Source organism: Dyadobacter sp. SG02 (assembly GCF_900109045.1).
GTDB lineage: Bacteria > Bacteroidota > Bacteroidia > Cytophagales > Spirosomataceae > Dyadobacter.
On the sequence record NZ_FNYL01000019.1, the window covers coordinates 106720 to 125988 of the forward strand.

The 19269-nt window shown below is 51.8% G+C and carries 13 protein-coding genes; all 13 read left to right on the forward strand.

All coding sequences use genetic code 11. The features are described from left to right. Positions 1–11 precede the first annotated feature (11 nt). The 13 genes from BMW93_RS32160 to BMW93_RS32220 all read left to right on the forward strand — a co-directional run bounded on the left by BMW93_RS32160 (position 12) and on the right by BMW93_RS32220 (position 19268). Positions 12–884 (forward strand): sugar phosphate isomerase/epimerase, encoded by an 873-nt coding sequence (locus BMW93_RS32160; protein ID WP_090386401.1) that lies wholly within the window; start codon positions 12–14, stop codon positions 882–884. After that, positions 877–2952, forward strand: coding sequence for a hypothetical protein (locus BMW93_RS32165; protein WP_090386405.1), 2076 nt, complete (start codon positions 877–879; stop codon positions 2950–2952). Before BMW93_RS32160 ends, BMW93_RS32165 begins: the two co-directional genes overlap by 8 nt. 21 nt (positions 2953–2973) lie before the next feature. Next, positions 2974–4044: a family 43 glycosylhydrolase gene (locus BMW93_RS32170; protein ID WP_090386407.1), complete on the forward strand. Its 1071-nt coding sequence runs from the start codon at positions 2974–2976 to the stop codon at positions 4042–4044. A gap of 21 nt (positions 4045–4065) precedes the next feature. Next, the gene (locus BMW93_RS32175; protein WP_090386408.1) at positions 4066–5238 is read left to right on the forward strand and encodes a cellulase family glycosylhydrolase; all 1173 of its coding nucleotides are present in this window, start codon (positions 4066–4068) and stop codon (positions 5236–5238) included. A 106-nt stretch (positions 5239–5344) separates the two neighbouring features. Beyond that, positions 5345–6889: an arylsulfatase gene (locus BMW93_RS32180; RefSeq protein ID WP_218147759.1), complete on the forward strand. Its 1545-nt coding sequence runs from the start codon at positions 5345–5347 to the stop codon at positions 6887–6889. A gap of 78 nt (positions 6890–6967) precedes the next feature. After that, the gene (locus BMW93_RS32185) at positions 6968–7981 is read left to right on the forward strand and encodes a T9SS type A sorting domain-containing protein (RefSeq protein WP_090386410.1); all 1014 of its coding nucleotides are present in this window, start codon (positions 6968–6970) and stop codon (positions 7979–7981) included. 103 nt (positions 7982–8084) lie between these two features. After that, positions 8085–8684 (forward strand): RNA polymerase sigma factor, encoded by a 600-nt coding sequence (locus BMW93_RS32190; RefSeq protein ID WP_090386412.1) that lies wholly within the window; start codon positions 8085–8087, stop codon positions 8682–8684. Positions 8685–8800: 116 nt separating this feature from the next. Next, positions 8801–9925, forward strand: a complete 1125-nt coding sequence (locus BMW93_RS32195) for a FecR family protein (protein ID WP_090386414.1) — start codon at positions 8801–8803, stop codon at positions 9923–9925. A 192-nt stretch (positions 9926–10117) separates the two neighbouring features. Further along, entirely contained in the window at positions 10118–13453 is a 3336-nt protein-coding gene (locus BMW93_RS32200) for a TonB-dependent receptor (RefSeq protein ID WP_310590253.1), read from the forward strand. Positions 13454–13488: 35 nt separating this feature from the next. Then, positions 13489–14928, forward strand: a complete 1440-nt coding sequence (locus BMW93_RS32205; RefSeq protein WP_090386416.1) for a RagB/SusD family nutrient uptake outer membrane protein — start codon at positions 13489–13491, stop codon at positions 14926–14928. 22 nt (positions 14929–14950) lie between these two features. Beyond that, complete coding sequence (locus tag BMW93_RS32210; RefSeq protein WP_090386418.1) at positions 14951–17008, forward strand: FAD-dependent oxidoreductase; 2058 nt, start codon at positions 14951–14953, stop codon at positions 17006–17008. A gap of 25 nt (positions 17009–17033) precedes the next feature. Next, complete coding sequence (locus tag BMW93_RS32215) at positions 17034–18677, forward strand: FAD-dependent oxidoreductase (protein ID WP_090386420.1); 1644 nt, start codon at positions 17034–17036, stop codon at positions 18675–18677. Positions 18678–18794: 117 nt separating this feature from the next. Next, positions 18795–19268 carry a lipocalin family protein gene (locus BMW93_RS32220; protein WP_177194260.1) on the forward strand — a complete coding sequence of 158 codons (474 nt, stop codon included), beginning with the start codon at positions 18795–18797 and terminating at the stop codon, positions 19266–19268. Position 19269 lies beyond the last annotated feature (1 nt).

Genomic DNA, 19269 nt, shown 5'->3' on the forward strand with positions numbered 1-19269 from the left:
CTGAACCCCTTATGCTATTCGGAGCCAGCACATTCATCTGGGTATCCCCGTTTTCGACGGCCAACATCGACCTGCTCACCAGGGTCAAAGACATGGGCTATGACATCATTGAAATAGCCGTGGAAGATACCCGTATCATCGACTGGAAGCTCATCAAAGACACTGCCCGCGATCTCGACCTGAGAATCACCATCAGCGGTGCATTCGGGCCGGAGCGGGATATTTCAAGCACCGATCCTGCATTTCGTGAGATTGGTAAACAGTACATTATCGACTGCATCCGCATTGCCGAACAAATGCACAGCCCTGTATTTGGCGGACCGGTGTATTCGGCCGTCGGCAAGACGCGCATTGTGTCCGACGAACAGAAAAAACAGGAGCGCGGGTGGTGTGTGGATATTTTGAAAGAAGTAAGTCAAATCGCCGGGGATTGCGGGGTGACGCTTGGTTTGGAGCCTTTGAACCGCTTTGAAACGGATATGATCAACACGGTGGATCAGGCTTTATCGATCCTGGACGAAGTAGGAAATCCGAACCTGAAAATCGTGCTCGATACCTTCCATTCCAACATCGAGGAAAAAGATATTCCGGCTTCGATCAGGAAAATCGGGAAAGATCTGCTTTGTCATGTACAAGGCAACGAAAGCGACCGTGGCACGCCCGGTACCGGCCATCTGGAATGGCAGGGCATCCGGGAAGCGCTTGCCGACATCGGCTATGAGGGCGCGGTGGTGATCGAAACCTTCGGACAACCCTCGAAAGAACTCGCGCGCGCGGCTTGCATCTGGCGGCCATTGGCGAACAGCGCCGATGAACTCGCAGAAGAAGGACTCGCCTTCTACAAAAAAATGTTTGTTCCAACACATTCTACTATCAATGCGTAACATCCTGCTTGTTTTCTTGTCCATCGTTTCCGCGGCCCTGTATGCGCAGGTGCCTGTCGATTTAAAAGGTTTTGACAAGAAAAGTGGCGTCCAGGCGACCGTCAGCGACGCAATGCTGCACATCGAATGGCCTGCCGGTAATGCTGAAACCGCGAAAGTTTCCATTGATTTAAACAAAACAAACCCGTTGATCGGCAGCTTGGGTATTGGTACCAAAGAAAAACAATACACCATAGCCCGCAATCTCGACCCGGCTATTATCCTCACCGTAGGCAAGCGCGACCTCGTTTCGCAGAATGGCTGGAATATTTTCTTTGATAAAACCGCCTATCAGAAATACCAGAGCTACGCCGTGAAGCTCGACAAAACGGACGTAAAAGTAGCCAGCAATGGTACCCGCACGGAAGTCACCGTCAATGGGGCCAAAGCCGGACCATTCTCTGGTTCGATTCAGTTTACAGTATACAACGGCAGCCCGCTGATGAATGTGGCGGCTGTCATGTCGACGAACGTCGATTCGCTGGCGGTAATTTATGATATAGGCCTTACCTCGCGCGAAACGCCCTGGCAGAAGCTTTTCTGGGCCGATACGGAGGATTTTATGCGCAATATAGCGGTGTCCAAAATGGATACAGTCCAAATGATGGCCGTGAAATACCGGACGATCGTCGGGCAGGGAAAAGAGGGCAACCTGGCCGTTTTCCCGGCGCCGCACCAGTATTTCTATCCGCTGGATAATTGCTACAACCTCGAACACATCTGGTACGGTGAGAATTACCGCAACCTGCTTCCAGGTTTCGGGATCGGCATCCGGCATGATTTGCTGGGTGACCGCCGCTGGGTGCCGTGGTTCAACGCGCCTCCGGGAACGCAGCAACGATACAATTTTTTCTGCTTGCTGAGCCGGGAAAAAGATGGAAAGGTGCTGGAAAACGTGAAGGCATTTACGCATTCGGATAAGTATGAGCCGCTTCCGGGTTACTACACGATGTCGAGCCATTTCCACCAGGAACACGTCGATGATGTGCTCACGCGCAAGCCATTGCCGGATATGCCGGGTTTTGTGAAAGCATTCCGCAACACGGGCCTGAACATTGTGCACTTGGCCGAGTTTCATGGTCCGGGCAGCCCGCGCGGCCCCGAGGCGAAGCGCTGGCCGGAGCTGAAAATGATGTTCGCGGAGTGTGCGCGGCTTTCAGGTGGTAATTTCCTGTTATTGCCCGGTGAAGAACCGAACAATTTCTTCGGCGGGCATTGGATGAATATTTTTCCAAAACCGGTGTACTGGCTCATGTCCCGTGAGAAAGACCAGCCCTTTGTGGAAGACCATCCCGAATACGGCAAAGTTTATCGCATCGGCAACAAGGAGGAAATGCAGAAATTATTGGAAATGGAAAACGGCCTCGCGTGGACCGCGCATGCGCGTACGAAGGGCTCTACCGGTTTTCCCGACAAACACAAGGACGAGGCATTCTACAAATCCGATCATTTCCTGGGCGCTGCCTGGAAAGCGATGCCTGCCGATTTGTCGCAACCGAAACTCGGTAAACGTGTGCTCGACCTGATGGATGACATGGCCAACTGGGGCTACAAAAAGAATGTGCTCGCAGAGGCGGATCTATTCCGTATCGAGCCCAATTATGAGTTATACGGCCATTTGAACGTCAATTATCTCCAACTCGATCAGCTGCCGCGCTTCGAGGACGGCTGGCAGCCGGTACTGGACGCCATGCGGAAAGGGAAATTTTTCGTCACGACCGGAGAGGTGCTGATCCCGACATTTAAAGTGAATAATGCGGTAGTAGGAGAAACAGCGAAGCCGGACGCGAAAGGAAATGTGGAAATCACGCTGGATGCCCAATGGACTTTCCCGCTTAACCGCGCCGAAGTAATTTCCGGTGATGGCAAAGAAGTTTTTCACGACATCATTAATTTGAACGACACACAAGCATTCGGTCAGAAAAATTTTAAGTTTACCCAAAATATGAAAGGCCGGAAATGGCTGCGGGTTGAACTCTGGGACGTGGCCGCTAACGGCGCATTCACCCAGATTATCTGGCTCGAATAACAATAGTAAACCGAAACAAAAATGATTAAAACACTCTTATCACTACTATTACCACTGATTTTGACCGGTCCCGGGCCGGCGGGCCCCGGACCGGCGGGTCCCGGACCAAGACTTTCCGGCCCCGGCGACAAGGAGTACAAAAACCCCGTTTTCGAACCAATCCTCGCCGATCCGACGGTCGTGAAGGCCGACGATGGATATTTTTACGCTTACGGAACGCAGGACGACTGGGGCGATGGCAACGGTTCGCGGCTGATACCCATTGTCCGTTCCAAAGACCTGGTGCATTGGGATTATGTCAAGGAGGCATTCTCCGCCAGGCCCGCCTGGAAGGAAAAAGGCGGTATCTGGGCACCGGATGTCGTGAAAGTGAATGGGAAATACCATATGTACTATGCCTATTCGACCTGGGGAGACGTGAATCCCGGCGTAGGGCTCGCGATTGCGGACTCGCCTGCGGGCCCGTTCTTGGACCAGGGGAAATTGTTCAATAGTGCGGACGTAGAGGTGCCCAACTCGATCGATCCGTTTTACCTCGAAGCTGATGGTAAGAAGTATGTGTTCTGGGGCAGTTTCAGCGATAAACCTACACAGGGTACCTATGGCGTGGAATTATCGGCCGACGGTAAATCGGTGCCTGATCTTTCGAAGAAATTCAAAGTAGCAGCCGGCGATTTCGAGGCGGTAATGATCCAGAAGAAAGGAGATTACTACTATTTTTTAGGTTCGAAGGAAAGCTGCTGCGAGTTTGAGAAAAGTAAATACCACATCCGGATGGGCCGTTCCAAATCCATTTTCGGGCCGTATCTCGACCAGGAGGGCAAGGATCTGAAAGAGCGCGGTGCCGGTACCTTATTGCTACACGGAAACGATGTGTACGCCGGGCCGGGACACAATGCGCGTTGGATAACCGACGATGCAGGTACCGACTGGCTTTTGTACCATGCGATCAGCAAGGCGGAGCCGAGGGTATCCACCGGCGCTAATCGTCGTGTATTAATGCTGGACAAATTGACCTGGAAAAACGGTTGGCCCGAAATTTCCAATGCAGAGCCAAGCTTAGAAAACCGGCCTGCACCGCTTTTTAAATAACAAAACCAATTCTTATACCTGATGAAATTGTTAAAAACGACGATCTGGGCAGTTGCAGCTTGCCTCATGTTGCAGAACTGCGCCAAGAAAGCCGACGAGCAAAAAGAAGAAGCTCCGGCCCAGGAGCAAACCGCCGCGGGGCGTGAAATATGGACCAAAGAGCAAGCCAAAGAATGGTATGCCAAACAAGGCTGGCTCGTAGGCGCCGACTTCCTGCCGAGCACGGCCATTAACCAGCTCGAAATGTTCCAGGCGGAGTCTTTCGATACCGCTACCATCGACAAGGAGCTCGGTTGGGCACAAAACATCGGAATGAACACGATGCGCGTGTACCTGCACGACCTGCTGTACCAGCAAGATTCCGCAGGATTTATCAAACGCCTCGACACATTCCTGAATATTACTAAAAAGCACAACATCAAACCCGTGCTGGTTCTTTTCGATTCCTGCTGGGACCCGTTCCCGAAACTGGGCAAGCAGCGCGACCCTAAACCGGGTGTTCACAACTCCGGCTGGGTGCAAAACCCGGGTTTCGATGCGTTGAAGGATAGCACCCAGTACCCACGTCTGGAAAGATATGTGAAAGGTACCGTTGCCGCATTCGCGAACGACGAACGCGTATTGATGTGGGATATCTGGAACGAGCCGGATAACACCAACAACAGCTCGTACGGTAAAGTGGAACTGCCTAATAAAGTGGACTATGTGCTGCCTTTGATGGTAAAATCCTTCGAATGGGCCCGTTCGGTAAACCCGTCGCAGCCGCTGTCCTCAGGCGTATGGGCAGGCGACTGGTCATCACCGGAGAAACTGAAACCGATCGAAAAGGCGCAGATCGACCAATCCGATGTGATCACATTCCACAACTATGAAAATGCGCAGGAATTCGAGAAACGGATTAAATGGCTGGAACCATACGGTCGCCCTTTGATCTGCACGGAATACATGTCGCGCGGAAACGGCAGCTTCTTCGAAACCTCGCTTCCGGTTGCCAAGAAATACAATGTAGGCGCTATCAACTGGGGCCTTGTAGACGGCAAATCCCAAACCATTTACCCCTGGGACAGCTGGAAAAAGACTTACACGAAAGAGCCCGATCTGTGGTTCCACGATATTTTCAGAAAAGACGGAACGCCATACAAGCAGGCTGAGGTGGATTTGATTAAGAAGTTGACCAGCGAGAAAAGCAGCTAGCATTAATGATAAGGAACAAAACAGCCTGGAATCACTTCCGGGCTGTTTTTGTGTTAAATCATCCTGAATGAATATCTTCACGGCCGGAATTCTTAACCCCAACCTTATGAAATTGAAGTACTCCCTAATGTCGTCGTGGCTGCTCGCGGCGGTGATGCTTTTGCCGTTTGTGGCGAAGGCGCAGAAAAAGCAATCCAAACCCAACGTTATTTTTATCTACGCCGACGATGTCGGTTACGGCGACCTGAGTGCTTATGGCGCCACCAAAATCAGCACCCCCAATCTCGACCGTCTTGCCAAAGAAGGTATCCGCTTCACGAACGCGCATGCGAGCTCAGCCACGTGTACGCCCTCGCGCTTCGCGCTCATGACGGGCAAGTATCCGTGGCGGCAAAAAGGTACAGGCGTGCTTCCGGGCGATGCGTCGCTGATTATACCGACAAATCAGTTGACCCTACCGGCCGTTTTTCAAAATGCAGGTTATAAAACGGGTTCAGTGGGCAAGTGGCACCTGGGACTGGGCGAAACCAACAAGCAGATCAATTGGAATAAACCCATTACCAAAGGCCCGAACGAGGTTGGCTTTGACTACGCGTTCTTCTTTCCGGCTACCTCGGACCGTGTTCCGACGGTTTTTGTCGAAAATCACGACGTGCAGGACCTCGATCCGAACGATCCCATCGAGGTTGATTATTCCAAAAAAACAGGCAACGAACCGACGGGTCTGGAAAATCCTGAATTATTGAAACTACCGGCATCGCCGAACCACGGGCATAACAATACCATTGTGAACGGCATCGGCCGGATCGGCTGGATGACGGGCGGCAAGCAGGCCCGCTGGACCGACGAGGAAATCGCGCACGTATTCCTGAGCAAGGCGGAGCAATTTATCGAAGACAACCGGAAAGCCCCGTTCTTTCTATATTTCTCGCTCAACGACATTCACGTGCCCAGAATGCCCAGCACGCAGTTCAAAGGCAAAAGTAAAATGGGCCTCCGTGGTGATGTGATCCTGCAAATGGACTGGACGGTAGGCGAGATTTTGAAGAAACTCGAGGAGCTCAAAATCGCCGAAAATACATTGGTCATTTTTTCAAGCGATAACGGCCCGGTGCTGGACGACGGCTATGCCGACCGCGCCGTAGAACTAGCGAAAGGCCATAGCGCCGCCGGCCCGCTCCGGGGCGGCAAATACAGCGCATTTGAAGGCGGTACCAGGGTGCCATGGCTCGCGCGCTGGCCGCAGGCGATCAAGCCGGGGACAGTGTCGGATGCATTGATCTGCCAGATCGATATGATGGCTTCGTTTGCGCATTTCTTTCAACAGAAAACGGGTAGTGAGGAGGCTGTGGACAGTTTCAATGTGATAGACGCAATGCTCGGTAAAAGTCAGACTGGCCGCAGCTGGCTGATCAAGCAGGGCGGGGCACTTTCCATTACCCAGGGAAACTGGAAATACATCGAGCCACGGGAAGGCAAGGCGGTAGCGGAGCTGACGAATATCGAAACGGGGGCCAATCCCAAGCCGCAGTTGTATGATTTGAGCAAGGATATTGGGGAAAAAAACAATGTGGCTGATAAATATCCGGCAAAAGTGAAGGCTATGGCCGCGGAGCTTGAAAAGGTGCGGGATGCGGGAAGGAGTCGATAGCATCAAAAAAATTTACTACTACAACCCGTTACCATTCAAAACCTTCCACGTCTAAAAGCATAAACTCCAAACCAGTTTATGCTAAAAAGATACCTCACCTCCGCACTAGCGCTGCTGGCGTCCCTCGCCGGCAGCGCCCAAACCGTCTACTTTCACCAGAATTTCAGTCAAACTACTGGCCTGATCAACCCACAGCCCGACACTGGCCAGTTCAGCCACGTCATTCTCACGGCCCCGGCGCTTTCCTACCACAAGTTCCACAAAGGTTACATGGAGCTCACCCGCAGCCGGCTGGATTCTGTAACGGGTGGGATTATACGTGCCATGCGCGCCACACCATTCAGTCCCAATCCCGAGACGCTCGTCGTTCGGGTCACATTCAGTGTAGAGGATATCCAGGCGCATGCATTGAATGCCATGTATTTGTATATCGGAGAAGATTTTAACCCGGTCAACAATTCATTTCCCGGGAATGGGCTGATGTTCGCGAAATGTTCGATCAACTTTCTGGAAGACGGTTTCAATATCAAAGACCTCGAAACAGGCCGGGTAAGTAAAACTTATCCCGAAAAGAAGCAAGTTACGCTTACCTGGGTCCTTAATAATTCCACGGTGCCTTTGGTATACCATATGAATGCTACTTTCGACGAAGAAACTGCGCAGCCCGGCACTTATGATCTTTGGGTAAACGACGAAGCTGTTGCCCGGAACACCAAAGCCTACCCCGGCACGCCGGCTTATTCCAAAACCAAACTTTCCAACTTCGAAATGCGCTTCCGGAACGGCGTGGGCAAGATACGGATCGATGAGATTTCCATCGACGATGGGAAACCGAAACCAGTTGCGCAAAAAGCATTAGTCGCTCCGAACCCGGCTGGAAGAGACCGGATTACACTTTCAGCCAAGGGGATAAATGCAGCCTCGGTCCGCCTGATCGACATAAATGGGAAGGTACAGCCTTTGAAGACGGAGATCGCAGCACCGGACAAGCTCAATCTGAAACCGCTGAGCCCGCTCGCTTCCGGCATTTACATTTTGCAGCTGCAAAAGCAGGACGGTCAGAAACAGGCACTTAAAGTGATGATCGAATAGGTATTTGGATAGGACGATAACCTGATTCAATTAAACTAATCTTGTAAAATTAATTGAGTTTGCCGTTTAGTTTGATTTATTTAGGCGTCCCTTTCAACAAGTTATGAAATCAACCTCCGCTTTTCCGGAAGATCGCGTTCTCTGGCAGGATTTCCTGGCAGGGGAGGTGCGGGCGTTCGAGAAGCTGATGTCGGATAACTTTCGCCTGCTTTTCAGGTATGGAAGCAAGTTTTCCAAAGACCGTGAACTGGTGAAGGACAGCATTCAGGACTTGTTTCTCGTGTTATGGGAAAAAAGGGGTAACCTCAACCCCGACGCGGCCGTAAAGCCTTATCTCATGGCGTCGCTCCGGCGCCTCATGCACAGGCAGGTGTCCTCACGCACGTGGGTAGGCGGGGAGGCATTGCAGGAGGAGGACGATTATTTCGAAATCGAGTTTTCGGTTGAGGACGACTACATCCGCAACGAGGCGACGCATTCCCGTACGCACCATTTGCAGAAACTGATCAATGCATTGCCCCGCCGGCAGAAGGAAGTAGTGTATCTCAAATTTTTCCAGGAACTCAGCCGCGAGCAGATTGCCGAGGTAATGGCCGTGTCGCCGCAGACGGTCTCCAACCTGCTCCAAATCGCTATCCGGCATTTGAAAACGCATTGGAAAGCGGAATTCTTTATATTTTTTCTGCTGCATTTTCTATTCTAACCCGCAGTTCATCAGCTGTTCCGGTACGTTTTATTCTTTTTTGAAGAAATAATTTAAAAATTGTTGGTATCCGGCGCCGGACCTGGTCTATACTCATTTAGACACAATGAACTGGTATGGACCGCTACAACGATTTTTCTGTTGAAGACTTTGTCTGGGACGATTTCTTTCGCCAATGGACATTGTCGCCCACTCCCGAAACCGACGCGCTTTGGGACGACTGGATTGATGCCAACCCCGACATGCTCGAAAAAGTGGAGCAAGCCAAGGCCATTGTGCTATCGCTTCGCTTGCACGAGCCTGATATCGACGATGTGGAGATTAACCAGGTCGTGAAACAAACCGTCGGTCGCATTACCGAAACCTATGAAGAGCCGGGCCGGACTTCACGGAGGTTGGTACCTGTTTTTTCCATTCCCTGGATGCAGTTTGCGGCTTCGGTAGCTTTTATCGTGCTGCTGGGCTGGGCGGTGTATTCGGTGACGATGAAAAGGGAAGAGAAATCGCGACCCGGGCAGCAGCACAGTATTACCGGGCACAGCGATGCATTGACGGAAAAAATCAATTCAACTTCCCAAACTATCGAACTTGCATTGGCCGACGGCAGTAAGATCAGCCTCGCCCCGAAAGGCCGCATTCGTTATCCCGAACGGTTCGACGGAGAGCGGCGGGAAGTCTTTCTCGAAGGCGAGGCATTTTTCGACATTGCCAAAGATCCCGGGCATCCGTTTCTGGTGTATGCCAATGGTTTGGTTACGAAAGTATTAGGTACCAGTTTTCGCATTAAAGCTTATGGCGATTCGAGGGAAGTGACCGTGGAGGTGAAGACCGGAAAAGTTGCCGTATTCGCACAATCGGACCCGCATTTGAATGAGAAAGTGGCCGACAAGCATTTGCAGGGCGTGGTACTCACCCCGAACCAGAAGATTATCTATGCCCGCAACGAGGTCAAAATGGTAAAAACACTGGTCGAAAAGCCTGAAATGGTCGTTTCCAAGGCCGAGATACCCCAGTTTGAATTTGAAGACACGCCTGCCAGCGATGTTTTCAACACCATTGCCAGGGCGTATGGCATCGATATTCTCTATGATGAAGCATTATTGAAAGATTGCCCGCTCACCGCCCGCCTCGATAACCAGACACTTCACGACAAGCTTAATATCATTTGCAAGGCCGTAGAATCCAGCTACGAGATCGTCGACGGCCAAGTGGTCATCCACAGCAAAGGATGCAGGAATTAACCCGAAACAATCACGTAACCCTTTAAACCAGCACAAGAAAAAACAGAAAGCTTATCCCAAAAAGAAGAGCCGGCAATGTTCCCGCATCACCGGCTCCGAAAATTCCCTGACAGGTTGGTCACCATTACCCTCCCCAGCGGGAGGCAGGGATCGTTTTGCCAAATTTCCTAATCTACCAAAACAATCAAATCTATGAAAAAACCTTTAAAGTACCGTAGGGTACTACTGTGGACCATGCGAATGACAGCTACTCAACTCATGCTTGCCTTGGTGTTTATCGTCGCGGGTTATGCACGTGAGGGTAGTGCGCAATCCCTTCTCAGCCAGAAAATTTCGGTGACAGCGAATGGCAGTGAAGTCAAAAAGGTACTCGGTCAACTGGAAAAGCAGGTCGATGTACGGTTTGTATTCAGCTCCAAACTGATCAAATCGGCCCGAAAAGTGACGGTCTCGTTAAAAGACAAGCCTTTATACGAGGCGCTAGATCATATTCTGACGCCGCTGGGGCTCGATTACGAAGTTTCCGGCAAGATCATCATCCTCCGAAGGCTGGAAACGACCACGCCCGACGCTCCGGCGGGGCAACCCATACCGGCCAACGCTCCTAAACGGGCGGTTTCGGGCAAAGTGCTGGACGGGGACTCGAATACCGGATTACCGGGTGTGAGCATTGTCCTGAAAGGCACGCAGACAGGTACCACCACCAATTCCGATGGCAATTTCCAACTCGAAATTCCCGAAACAAGTGCGCCGAATTCGGTGCTGGTTTTCAGTTTTGTAGGCTATAAATCACAGGAAATAGTACTGGGAAGTCAGGCCGAACTGACTGTCAGCCTGCTCCTGGAAGACAAATCATTGCAGGAGATCGTCGTGATCGGTTATGGCCAGATCAAGAAAAGCGACCTTACCGGGGCGGTTTCTTCCATTAAATCGTCGGAACTGAATGCATATCCGGCTACCAACCTCGTGCAATCGCTCGCGGGCCGTGCGGCGGGTGTGTATGTGTCGCAAAATACCGGCGCACCGGGTAGTCCGATCAGCGTTCGCGTGCGGGGTACCAACTCCATTCAGGGAAGTAACGAGCCTTTGTATGTGGTGGATGGCTTTCCGTATTCCGGTAACCCTACATTGTTGAATAATGCTGATATTGAATCCATTGAAGTGTTGAAGGACGCTTCCGCAACCGCTATTTACGGTTCGCGCGGTGCTAACGGGGTCGTTTTAATTACTACTAAAAAGGGGAAAGCAGGCCGGGTGAGCGTCGATTATGACGGTTATTATGGTGTTCAGACCATCCGTAAAAAGCTGGACCTGATGAATGCGACCGAATATGCCAATTTCTACAACGAACAGGCGGCCAACGACGGCCTCGCGCCGCATTTCACACCCGATCAGATCGCAGGTTTCGGCAAAGGTACCGACTGGCAGGATCTGGTATTTCAAAAAGCACCCGTCCAAAACCACGCCTTGACGGTAAGTGGCGGGAACGAAAAAACACGCTTCTCGGTAGCAGCGAGCAATTTTAACCAGGACGGCATTGTGATCGGAAGCAACTATGTGCGGAATGCGCTGCGCATTAACCTGAGCTCCGATATTGGTAAGAAATTCAAATTCGACCTGAGTTCCATGCTGAGCCGTATCGATTCCGACCGCAAGAATTCCGAAAGAGGTAACCGCGGAGGAACGCTGATGTCGGCGATGCTCTCCGGCTATCCGACCATTCCCTCAACACTTCCGGATGGCAGCTATTCGCGACTGGCCGAAGCCTATGCCTGGGGTTCGAATGTGATTACCAACCCGTTGAACTTTCTCTACCAGCAATCGGACAAAATTCGCTCCAATAAAATCCTGACCAACGGCGCCGTTACCTTCGAGCCGATCAAAGGTTTGCTGATCAAATCGCTGGCCGGTATCGAAAGCACCGACGATCGTACCGACGGTTATACTACTACCAGGTTTGTCAATTCAAAAGGTAGCGCCAGTATTGAATCACAGCGGGTTACCAGCGTTTTGAGTGAAAATACGATCAGCTATATCAAGGATTTCGGCAAGCACAGCATTTCAGCAGTGGCCGGTTTTACCTATCAGGACTATGTTTCCAATTACCTGAAAACGAGCGGAAGCGGTTTTATCAGCGACAACCAGGGAACGTACGACATCGGTGCCGCAGCCACACAGGGGGTTCCTGAATCGTCCTATTCCAAATGGGCATTGCTTTCCTACCTGGCGCGCGTCAACTACACTTTCAACAGCAAGATCCTCGCTACGGCCAGCTTTCGTGCGGATGGTTCGTCGCGGTACAGCGAAGGGCAGAAATGGGGCTTTTTCCCGTCAGGTGCATTGGCATGGCGCTTGTCCGAGGAAGAGTTTATCAAAAATATCCCCTTCATTTCCGATCTGAAACTGAGAGTAGGCTACGGAGAAACGGGTAATACTTCCATTCAGCCCTATTTTACATTAAATCAGCTGGCATCGGGCCAGGTCGTTTTCGGGGATGCATTCATGACTTCCTACGCGCCCGGCACACGCCTGGCAGGATCGTTGAAATGGGAAACTACCGCTCAGACCGACTTCGGTATCGACCTCGGGCTGTGGAACAACCGTGTGAACGTCACGGCGGATTATTATATCAAAAACACCCGCGACTTGCTGAACAACGTGGCGCTGCCTTCGTCGCTCGGCTACACCTACACGATTCAGAATATCGGAAAAATTCAAAACAAGGGTTTCGAATTCGGGGTTAATGCGGCGGTACTGGAAGGTGCATTCAAATGGAATGTGTCGGCCAATTTGTCTATTAACAAAAACAAAGTCGTGAAGCTCTATGGCGGAAACGACATTCTGGGACAGACAATCGGCGCGGCGGTGAATGATAATGTGAATATCCTCCGCGAAGGCTACCCGCTGGGATCGTTCTACGGGTATGTGGAAAAAGGGTATGACGACAAAGGCTTCATCGCCTACGAAGATTACAATAACAGCGGCAGCCGCGACGCGGGCGACAAGCAGATCATCGGGAATCCGAACCCCAAGTTTACCTACGGTTTCAACTCGAACATGTCATTCAAAAACTTTGAACTGACATTCTTCATCCAGGGATCGCAGGGCAACGATATCTTCAACCTCAGTGCGCAGGGGCAGGGCTACGACTACGGCCAGGCGCTCAATATGCCGCGCGAAGTGTATCTCGATCACTGGACGCCGGAGCATACAAATGCGAAATATCCGGTCATTAAAACGTCCTCGCAGGCACAGATGTCGAACCGCTTCGTGGAGGACGGCTCTTATCTCCGGTTCAAAAATATTCAGCTGAGCTATAATCTGCCGGTGGCGAAGCTGCATATCAAATGGATGAAATACGGGCAACTGTACGTGAGCGGGCAGAACCTGATTACGCTGACCAAATACTCGTGGTATGACCCGGAAGTGAATTCTTACGGAGGGGCTAACTCCTTTGTGCAGGGTGTAGATCATTACGTTTACCCCGTAGCGAAAACCACCACCGTAGGCCTCCGAATCGGGTTTTAAGGTCAGTTTAATCACCGGTTAAAGAAATCATCATTATGAAAAAGATATTCACCAGTTTGTTTTTGGCGGCGGTTTGCATGGCTTGTTCCGACATCCTCGAAGAAAAACCCAAATCGCTCGCTTCCGAGAATTTTTACAATACCGCCGCGGAAGCGAAGGCCGCAGTGAATGCGATCTACGGTCCGATGCGCACCGACGCCGCATTGTCGACTAACTATCCCGCACAGCTGGAAGGCCTGGCCGATTACGGCAATTCAAGAGGGACCCAAACGCCCGTGAGCCTGTACCAGGGCCTCGACAATACGAACATTAATCGCGTTGCGACGATCTGGGACAACTTTTACCAATCCATCCGTAATGCGAACCTGGTCATTGCCAATGTGCCGAAGGGAACAAGCATGACCGACGCGGAAAAGGCTTCATTTGTGGCCGAGGCCAAATACATGCGTGCACTCACCTACTTCGCGCTCGTGCGGAACTGGGCGGGAGTGCCCCTGCGCACGGAGGAGAATATGACCGTTGCCGATATTCCGAGATCGAGTGTCGAGGATGTTTACAAGCTGATAGTCGCCGATGCATTGGTGGCCGAAGCCGGGCTTGCGGATAATCCCTCCGAAATAGGTCGCCCTACCAAATGGGCTGCCAAAACGCTTTTGTCGGAAGTCTACCTCTACCTCGAAAAGTGGGAGGATTCACGCGCGAAGGCGAAGGAAGTGATCGATGCCGGGAAGTATTCATTGGTACCGGTAACCGTTTCGGAGGATTTTCAGAAGATCTATGGCCCGGAAGTGGTGAATACGAGCGAGGAGATTTTCTATTTCAAATACTCGCGCCAGCAGGGTTTCGGGCTCGTGAGCTACGCGCACCGTAAAATCGGGCCCTACAACTATTACGGTCCTGGCGGCGTGTATGCGCAGTATACCGACTCGGTTTCCAATCCGGTGATCAAAAACTGGGATTTCAGGGATTTGCGTAAAAGCCATAACCTGTACAATGTGGATATCGGCCTCGGTACTACCTCGATGCTTTACCGGAAATACCGCGACCCGCTGGCAACGGCCGGGGCGGGTAACGACTACCCCTGGTACCGCTATGCTGATCTGCTCCTTTTCCACGCCGAAGCCGACGCCCGCGCGAATGGCAAACCAACGGCAGACGGCCTCGAAAGCCTCAACAAAGTGCATCGTCGCGCTTACGGAAAACCAGCCGAAGCCGCATCGGCGGTCGATTTCAAGCTAGCCGATTTTGCTACATTACAAACCTTTATCGACAAGGTGGTGCAGGAGCGGGGCTACGAAACGATGTACGAAGGCAAGCGCTGGAACGACCTGAAACGATTAGGAATTGCCAAGCAGCGCATTTTGGAAGTAAAGAACATTGTCATAGCCGAAAAACACATGCTCTGGCCGATCCCCAATTCCGAGATTTTGTATAACAAAGCCATTACGGCCAAGGATCAGAATCCGGGTTATTAAGTATTCAAATCATTCCAAAACAATGAGAAAAAAGATAGCATTAGCGCAGTTCGCTTGCCTGTTTACATTCCTTTTGTCGGGCTTCCGTCCGGTGGCAAATCGGCAGCAGGCCAGCGCATCGTCGGCTGCGGCAGCCCCGGCTGTATCGGTTCAAGCGGATGTCTGCGTTTACGGCGCCACCGCGGCGGGCGTAATCGCGGCTTACACGGCGAAGAAAATGGGGAAATCCGTCGTGCTCATCGAGCCCGGCGGGCATTTGGGCGGGATGACTTCCGGCGGCCTCGGTTACACGGATATCGGGAACAAATATGCCATTACCGGCCTGTCGCGCGACTTTTACCGTCGTATCGGCAGGCATTACGGGAAGTTCGAGCAATGGACATTCGAGCCGAAGGTGGCGAAACAGTATTTGCAGCAATACCTCGACGAAGCAGGGATTAAGGTAGTTTACCAAAACCGAGTGATCAGCGCCAGTAAGTCGGGTGCGGAGATTAAATCCATTGTTTTGGAAAACAGTATGAAACCTGATGCTAAAACCAATCAGACCGTTTCGGCAAAGGTTTTCCTCGACTGTACTTACGAAGGCGACCTGATGGCGAAAGCAGGTGTTTCGTACGCAGTCGGCCGCGAGGCGAACAGCGATTACAACGAAACAATCGAGGGCGTACAACTCATGAAAGGGCACCAGTTGCCGGACGGAATCGATCCCTACAAAATCGCGGGAAAGCCGGAGAGCGGCCTGCTTTGGGGTGTTTCGCCTGCGAAACTGGAACCGAACGGCACGGGCGACAAGAAAGTGCAAGCCTACAACTACCGCATTTGCCTCACCTCCGACCCGGCCAATATGGTACCCATTACCAAGCCGGAAGGCTACGACGTAAGCCATTTCGAACTCCTCGCGCGCCTGATCGCGAAGCAGCCGGAGCGAAAAACGCTGAACGATTACTTCATATGGAGTAAAATGCCCAACAACAAGACGGATATCAACAACCGCAATGGCTTTTCCACCGACATGATCGGGATGAACCACGATTATCCGGACGCCGATTACAAAAAGCGTGCGGAGATTATCCGGGCGCACGAAACCTATACCAAGGGGTTGCTCTACTTCTTCGGCCACGACCCGCGCGTGCCTGCGGAGCTGCGGGAGGCAATGCTGAAATGGGGGTATCCCAAAGATGAATATGTAGAAACCGGCAACTGGTCGCCACAGCTGTACGTGCGTGAGGCGCGACGGATGATCGGGAGCTACGTAATGACCCAGGCGAACTGTGAGAGCAAAGAAGTAGTGAAAGATGGCGTTGGAATGGCGGCCTATACGATGGATTCGCATAATATCCAGCGCATTGTGGTGAATGGAATGGCTAAAAACGAAGGTAATGTCGAGGTGGGCGGCTTCGGGCCTTACCCGATCGCTTACGGCTCGCTGGTACCGAAGGAGAAGGAATGTACCAACCTGCTGGTACCGGTTTGCCTGTCGGCCACGCACATTGCCTATGGCTCCATCCGCATGGAACCGGTATTTATGGTGCTAGCCCAGTCGTCGGCGATTGCGGCAGTAATGGCGATTGATTCCAAGAAAAGCGTGCAGCAGATCGATATTCCGAAATTGCAGGCAAAGCTGAAAGCCGACCCGCTCGTGAATGGCAAGACGCCTGAAATCCTGGTCGATAACGAGGATAGCAAGCATGTTTCTGTTAAAGGAAACTGGGAGTCCGTCAAAAAAGGTGGGTATGGTCCGTCATTTCTGGCTACTTCGGAAAGCGATAAAAATGGGGGCTCGGTGACTTTCACACCAGAAATAGCCGCTCCGGGCAACTACCAGATTTATGCCTATTTTCCCAAAGTAGCCAAACCCGCTTCGGAAATAAAGCTTTCGGTCAAAGCGGGCAGCGAAACCAAGACCATTTCGGTACTCGAAAAAGACATTGTGGTAGAGGGGCAAACATCCGGTGAATGGTACCACGTCGGCAAGTTCAATCTGCCCAAAGGCAATGCAAGTTCGGTGAACATCTCATCGGAAGGCGCTTCGGGGGCCGTGGCGGCAGATGCGGTACTGTTTGTGCCGGAATCAAAATAGTTATTAAATCCTAACCAGATATTGAATGAAAAAATTACGCTTATTCATTGCATTCATCATTTCGCAGGTCGCGTGCGCGGCCTCGTATGCCCAATCCTACGAAGCGGACGTCATCGTTTATGGCGGCACCTGCGCGGCGGTGACGGCCGCGGTACAAGTTGTAAAATCCGGCAAAACGGTGCTGGTGGTTTCGCCCGACAAACATTTGGGCGGGCTTTCGTCCGGCGGACTGGGTTTTACCGATACGGGCAACAAATCGGTGATCGGCGGCCTCGCGCGCGAGTTTTACCATCGGGTTTACCTGCATTACGACAAGCCGGAAGGCTGGCAATGGCAGAAAAAGGAAGAATATGGCAACAAAGGGCAGGGTACGGTTGCTATGGACGGCGCCGAGCGCACAATGTGGATATTCGAGCCGCACGTAGCAGAGCAGGTTTTTGAAGATTTTGTGAAGGAAAACAATATCAAAATCTACCGCGACGAATGGCTCGACCGCGGCCAGAGCGGCGTGCAGAAAACCAACGGCCGCATTGCTTCATTCAAGACACTGAGCGGCAAGACCTTCAAAGGCAAAATGTTCATCGACGCCACTTACGAAGGCGATCTGATGGCCGCTGCCGGTGTGAAATACCACGTAGGCCGCGAGGCCAATAGCGTCTATAATGAAGAATGGAACGGTATTCAGGCGGGTGTTTTCCAGCACAGGCATTATTTCGCGAAGAATATCAGTCCCTATAAAGTGGAAGGTGATCCGAAAAGCGGTTTGCTGCCTTACGTGACAGCGGAGAAAATCGGTAAGAACGGGGAAGGTGATAACAAAATCCAGGCCTATTGCTTCCGCATGTGCCTCTCATCGCACCCTGATAACCGCATTCCGTTCGCGAAACCCGCAGGTTACGATCCGGGCAAGTACGAGTTGCTCGCACGGGTGTACAAGGCTGGCTGGACTGAAACTTTCGATAAATACGATCCCATTCCCAACCGCAAAACCGACACCAACAACCACGGCCCGTTCAGTACCGACTTCATGGGCCAGAATTACGACTATCCCGACGCTTCCTACGAACGCCGCAAAGACATCATCAAGGAGCACGAGGTGTACCAGAAAGGCCTGATGTACTTCCTCGCCAACGATCCCGCAGTACCCGCGGACGTACGCGCAAAGGTGAATGAATGGGGCTTGCCGAAGGACGAGTTCAAGGACAATGGCGGCTGGCCGCACCAGATTTACGTCCGTGAAGCCCGCAGAATGCTGGGCCAGAGCGTGATGACCGAGAATGAAACATTAGGCAAAAAAGCCGTACAACAATCCGTGGGCATGGGTTCCTACTCGCTCGACGCGCATAATGCGCAGCGCTACGTGAAGGAAGACGGTTTCGTGCAGAACGAGGGGGATATTGGCGTACATCCTAAAACACCTTACGGCATTTCTTACGGCTCCATTATTCCCAAAAAGGCCGAATGTGAAAACCTGCTGGTGCCGGTGTGCGTTTCGGCTTCACATATCGCCTATGGTTCTATCCGCATGGAGCCGGTTTTCATGATCCTCGGGCAGAGCGCGGCCACGGCCGCGGTGCAGGCGATCGACGCGAAAGTGGCCGTGCAGGATGTGGATTATGGAAAATTGAAAGAGGAGTTGCTGAAAGACAAACAGAAGCTGGAACTCTGAGGCGACCGGTCGCTCAGTCGGCCTACCGGTCACTCGGTAATATGTCGGGATGGAAAGAGGGTGGTTTAATTTCGTGATTATTTATCACTAAAAAAGGCGACCATGAAAACTTTATCCATGAAAAAACTGACAAATTATCTGATGTTGTTCGTCTTTGCGGCAGCCATGCTGGCATGCAGCAAAGACTCCGACGATCCGACTCCCGAGACACCCTCCGGCAATGCCGTAGAAGGTACCTGGAAAATCAGGGCGATGAACATCGATCCGGCGCAGAACGGCATTACCGACGTACTCGCATATTTTGAAGCGTTGACCGGCAAGAAATGTCTTTCGGAAACCGAGATTACTTTCAAAAGCAACGGCACGGTGGGCTCGAAAATACCTATCGGCTGCGACGACATCCTCGATCAGGCCGACGTGGTAGATGACTCCTCCAAATGGGCGGTTAAGGACAAGAAAATAGTCCTCACGGAAGGCTCCGACGTAACCGAGTTCGATCTCGAAACCGGCGCCAACGAAATGAAATGGTCGTCCATGGAGGAAGAAGACGGCGTCAAATACAAGATAACCATCGTATTCAAGAAGAGTTAGA

Excerpts from the sequence above, each read along its gene's own strand:
- BMW93_RS32160 (WP_090386401.1), top strand. The coding sequence starts at position 12 with ATGCTATTCGGAGCCAGCACATTCATCTGGGTATCCCCGTTTTCGACG.
- BMW93_RS32165 (WP_090386405.1), top strand. The coding sequence starts at position 877 with ATGCGTAACATCCTGCTTGTTTTCTTGTCCATCGTTTCCGCGGCCCTG.
- BMW93_RS32170 (WP_090386407.1), top strand. The coding sequence starts at position 2,974 with ATGATTAAAACACTCTTATCACTACTATTACCACTGATTTTGACCGGT.
- BMW93_RS32175 (WP_090386408.1), top strand. The coding sequence starts at position 4,066 with ATGAAATTGTTAAAAACGACGATCTGGGCAGTTGCAGCTTGCCTCATG.
- BMW93_RS32180 (WP_218147759.1), top strand. The coding sequence starts at position 5,345 with ATGAAATTGAAGTACTCCCTAATGTCGTCGTGGCTGCTCGCGGCGGTG.
- BMW93_RS32185 (WP_090386410.1), top strand. The coding sequence starts at position 6,968 with ATGCTAAAAAGATACCTCACCTCCGCACTAGCGCTGCTGGCGTCCCTC.
- BMW93_RS32190 (WP_090386412.1), top strand. The coding sequence starts at position 8,085 with ATGAAATCAACCTCCGCTTTTCCGGAAGATCGCGTTCTCTGGCAGGAT.
- BMW93_RS32195 (WP_090386414.1), top strand. The coding sequence starts at position 8,801 with ATGGACCGCTACAACGATTTTTCTGTTGAAGACTTTGTCTGGGACGAT.
- BMW93_RS32200 (WP_310590253.1), top strand. The coding sequence starts at position 10,118 with ATGAAAAAACCTTTAAAGTACCGTAGGGTACTACTGTGGACCATGCGA.
- BMW93_RS32205 (WP_090386416.1), top strand. The coding sequence starts at position 13,489 with ATGAAAAAGATATTCACCAGTTTGTTTTTGGCGGCGGTTTGCATGGCT.
- BMW93_RS32210 (WP_090386418.1), top strand. The coding sequence starts at position 14,951 with ATGAGAAAAAAGATAGCATTAGCGCAGTTCGCTTGCCTGTTTACATTC.
- BMW93_RS32215 (WP_090386420.1), top strand. The coding sequence starts at position 17,034 with ATGAAAAAATTACGCTTATTCATTGCATTCATCATTTCGCAGGTCGCG.
- BMW93_RS32220 (WP_177194260.1), top strand. The coding sequence starts at position 18,795 with ATGAAAAAACTGACAAATTATCTGATGTTGTTCGTCTTTGCGGCAGCC.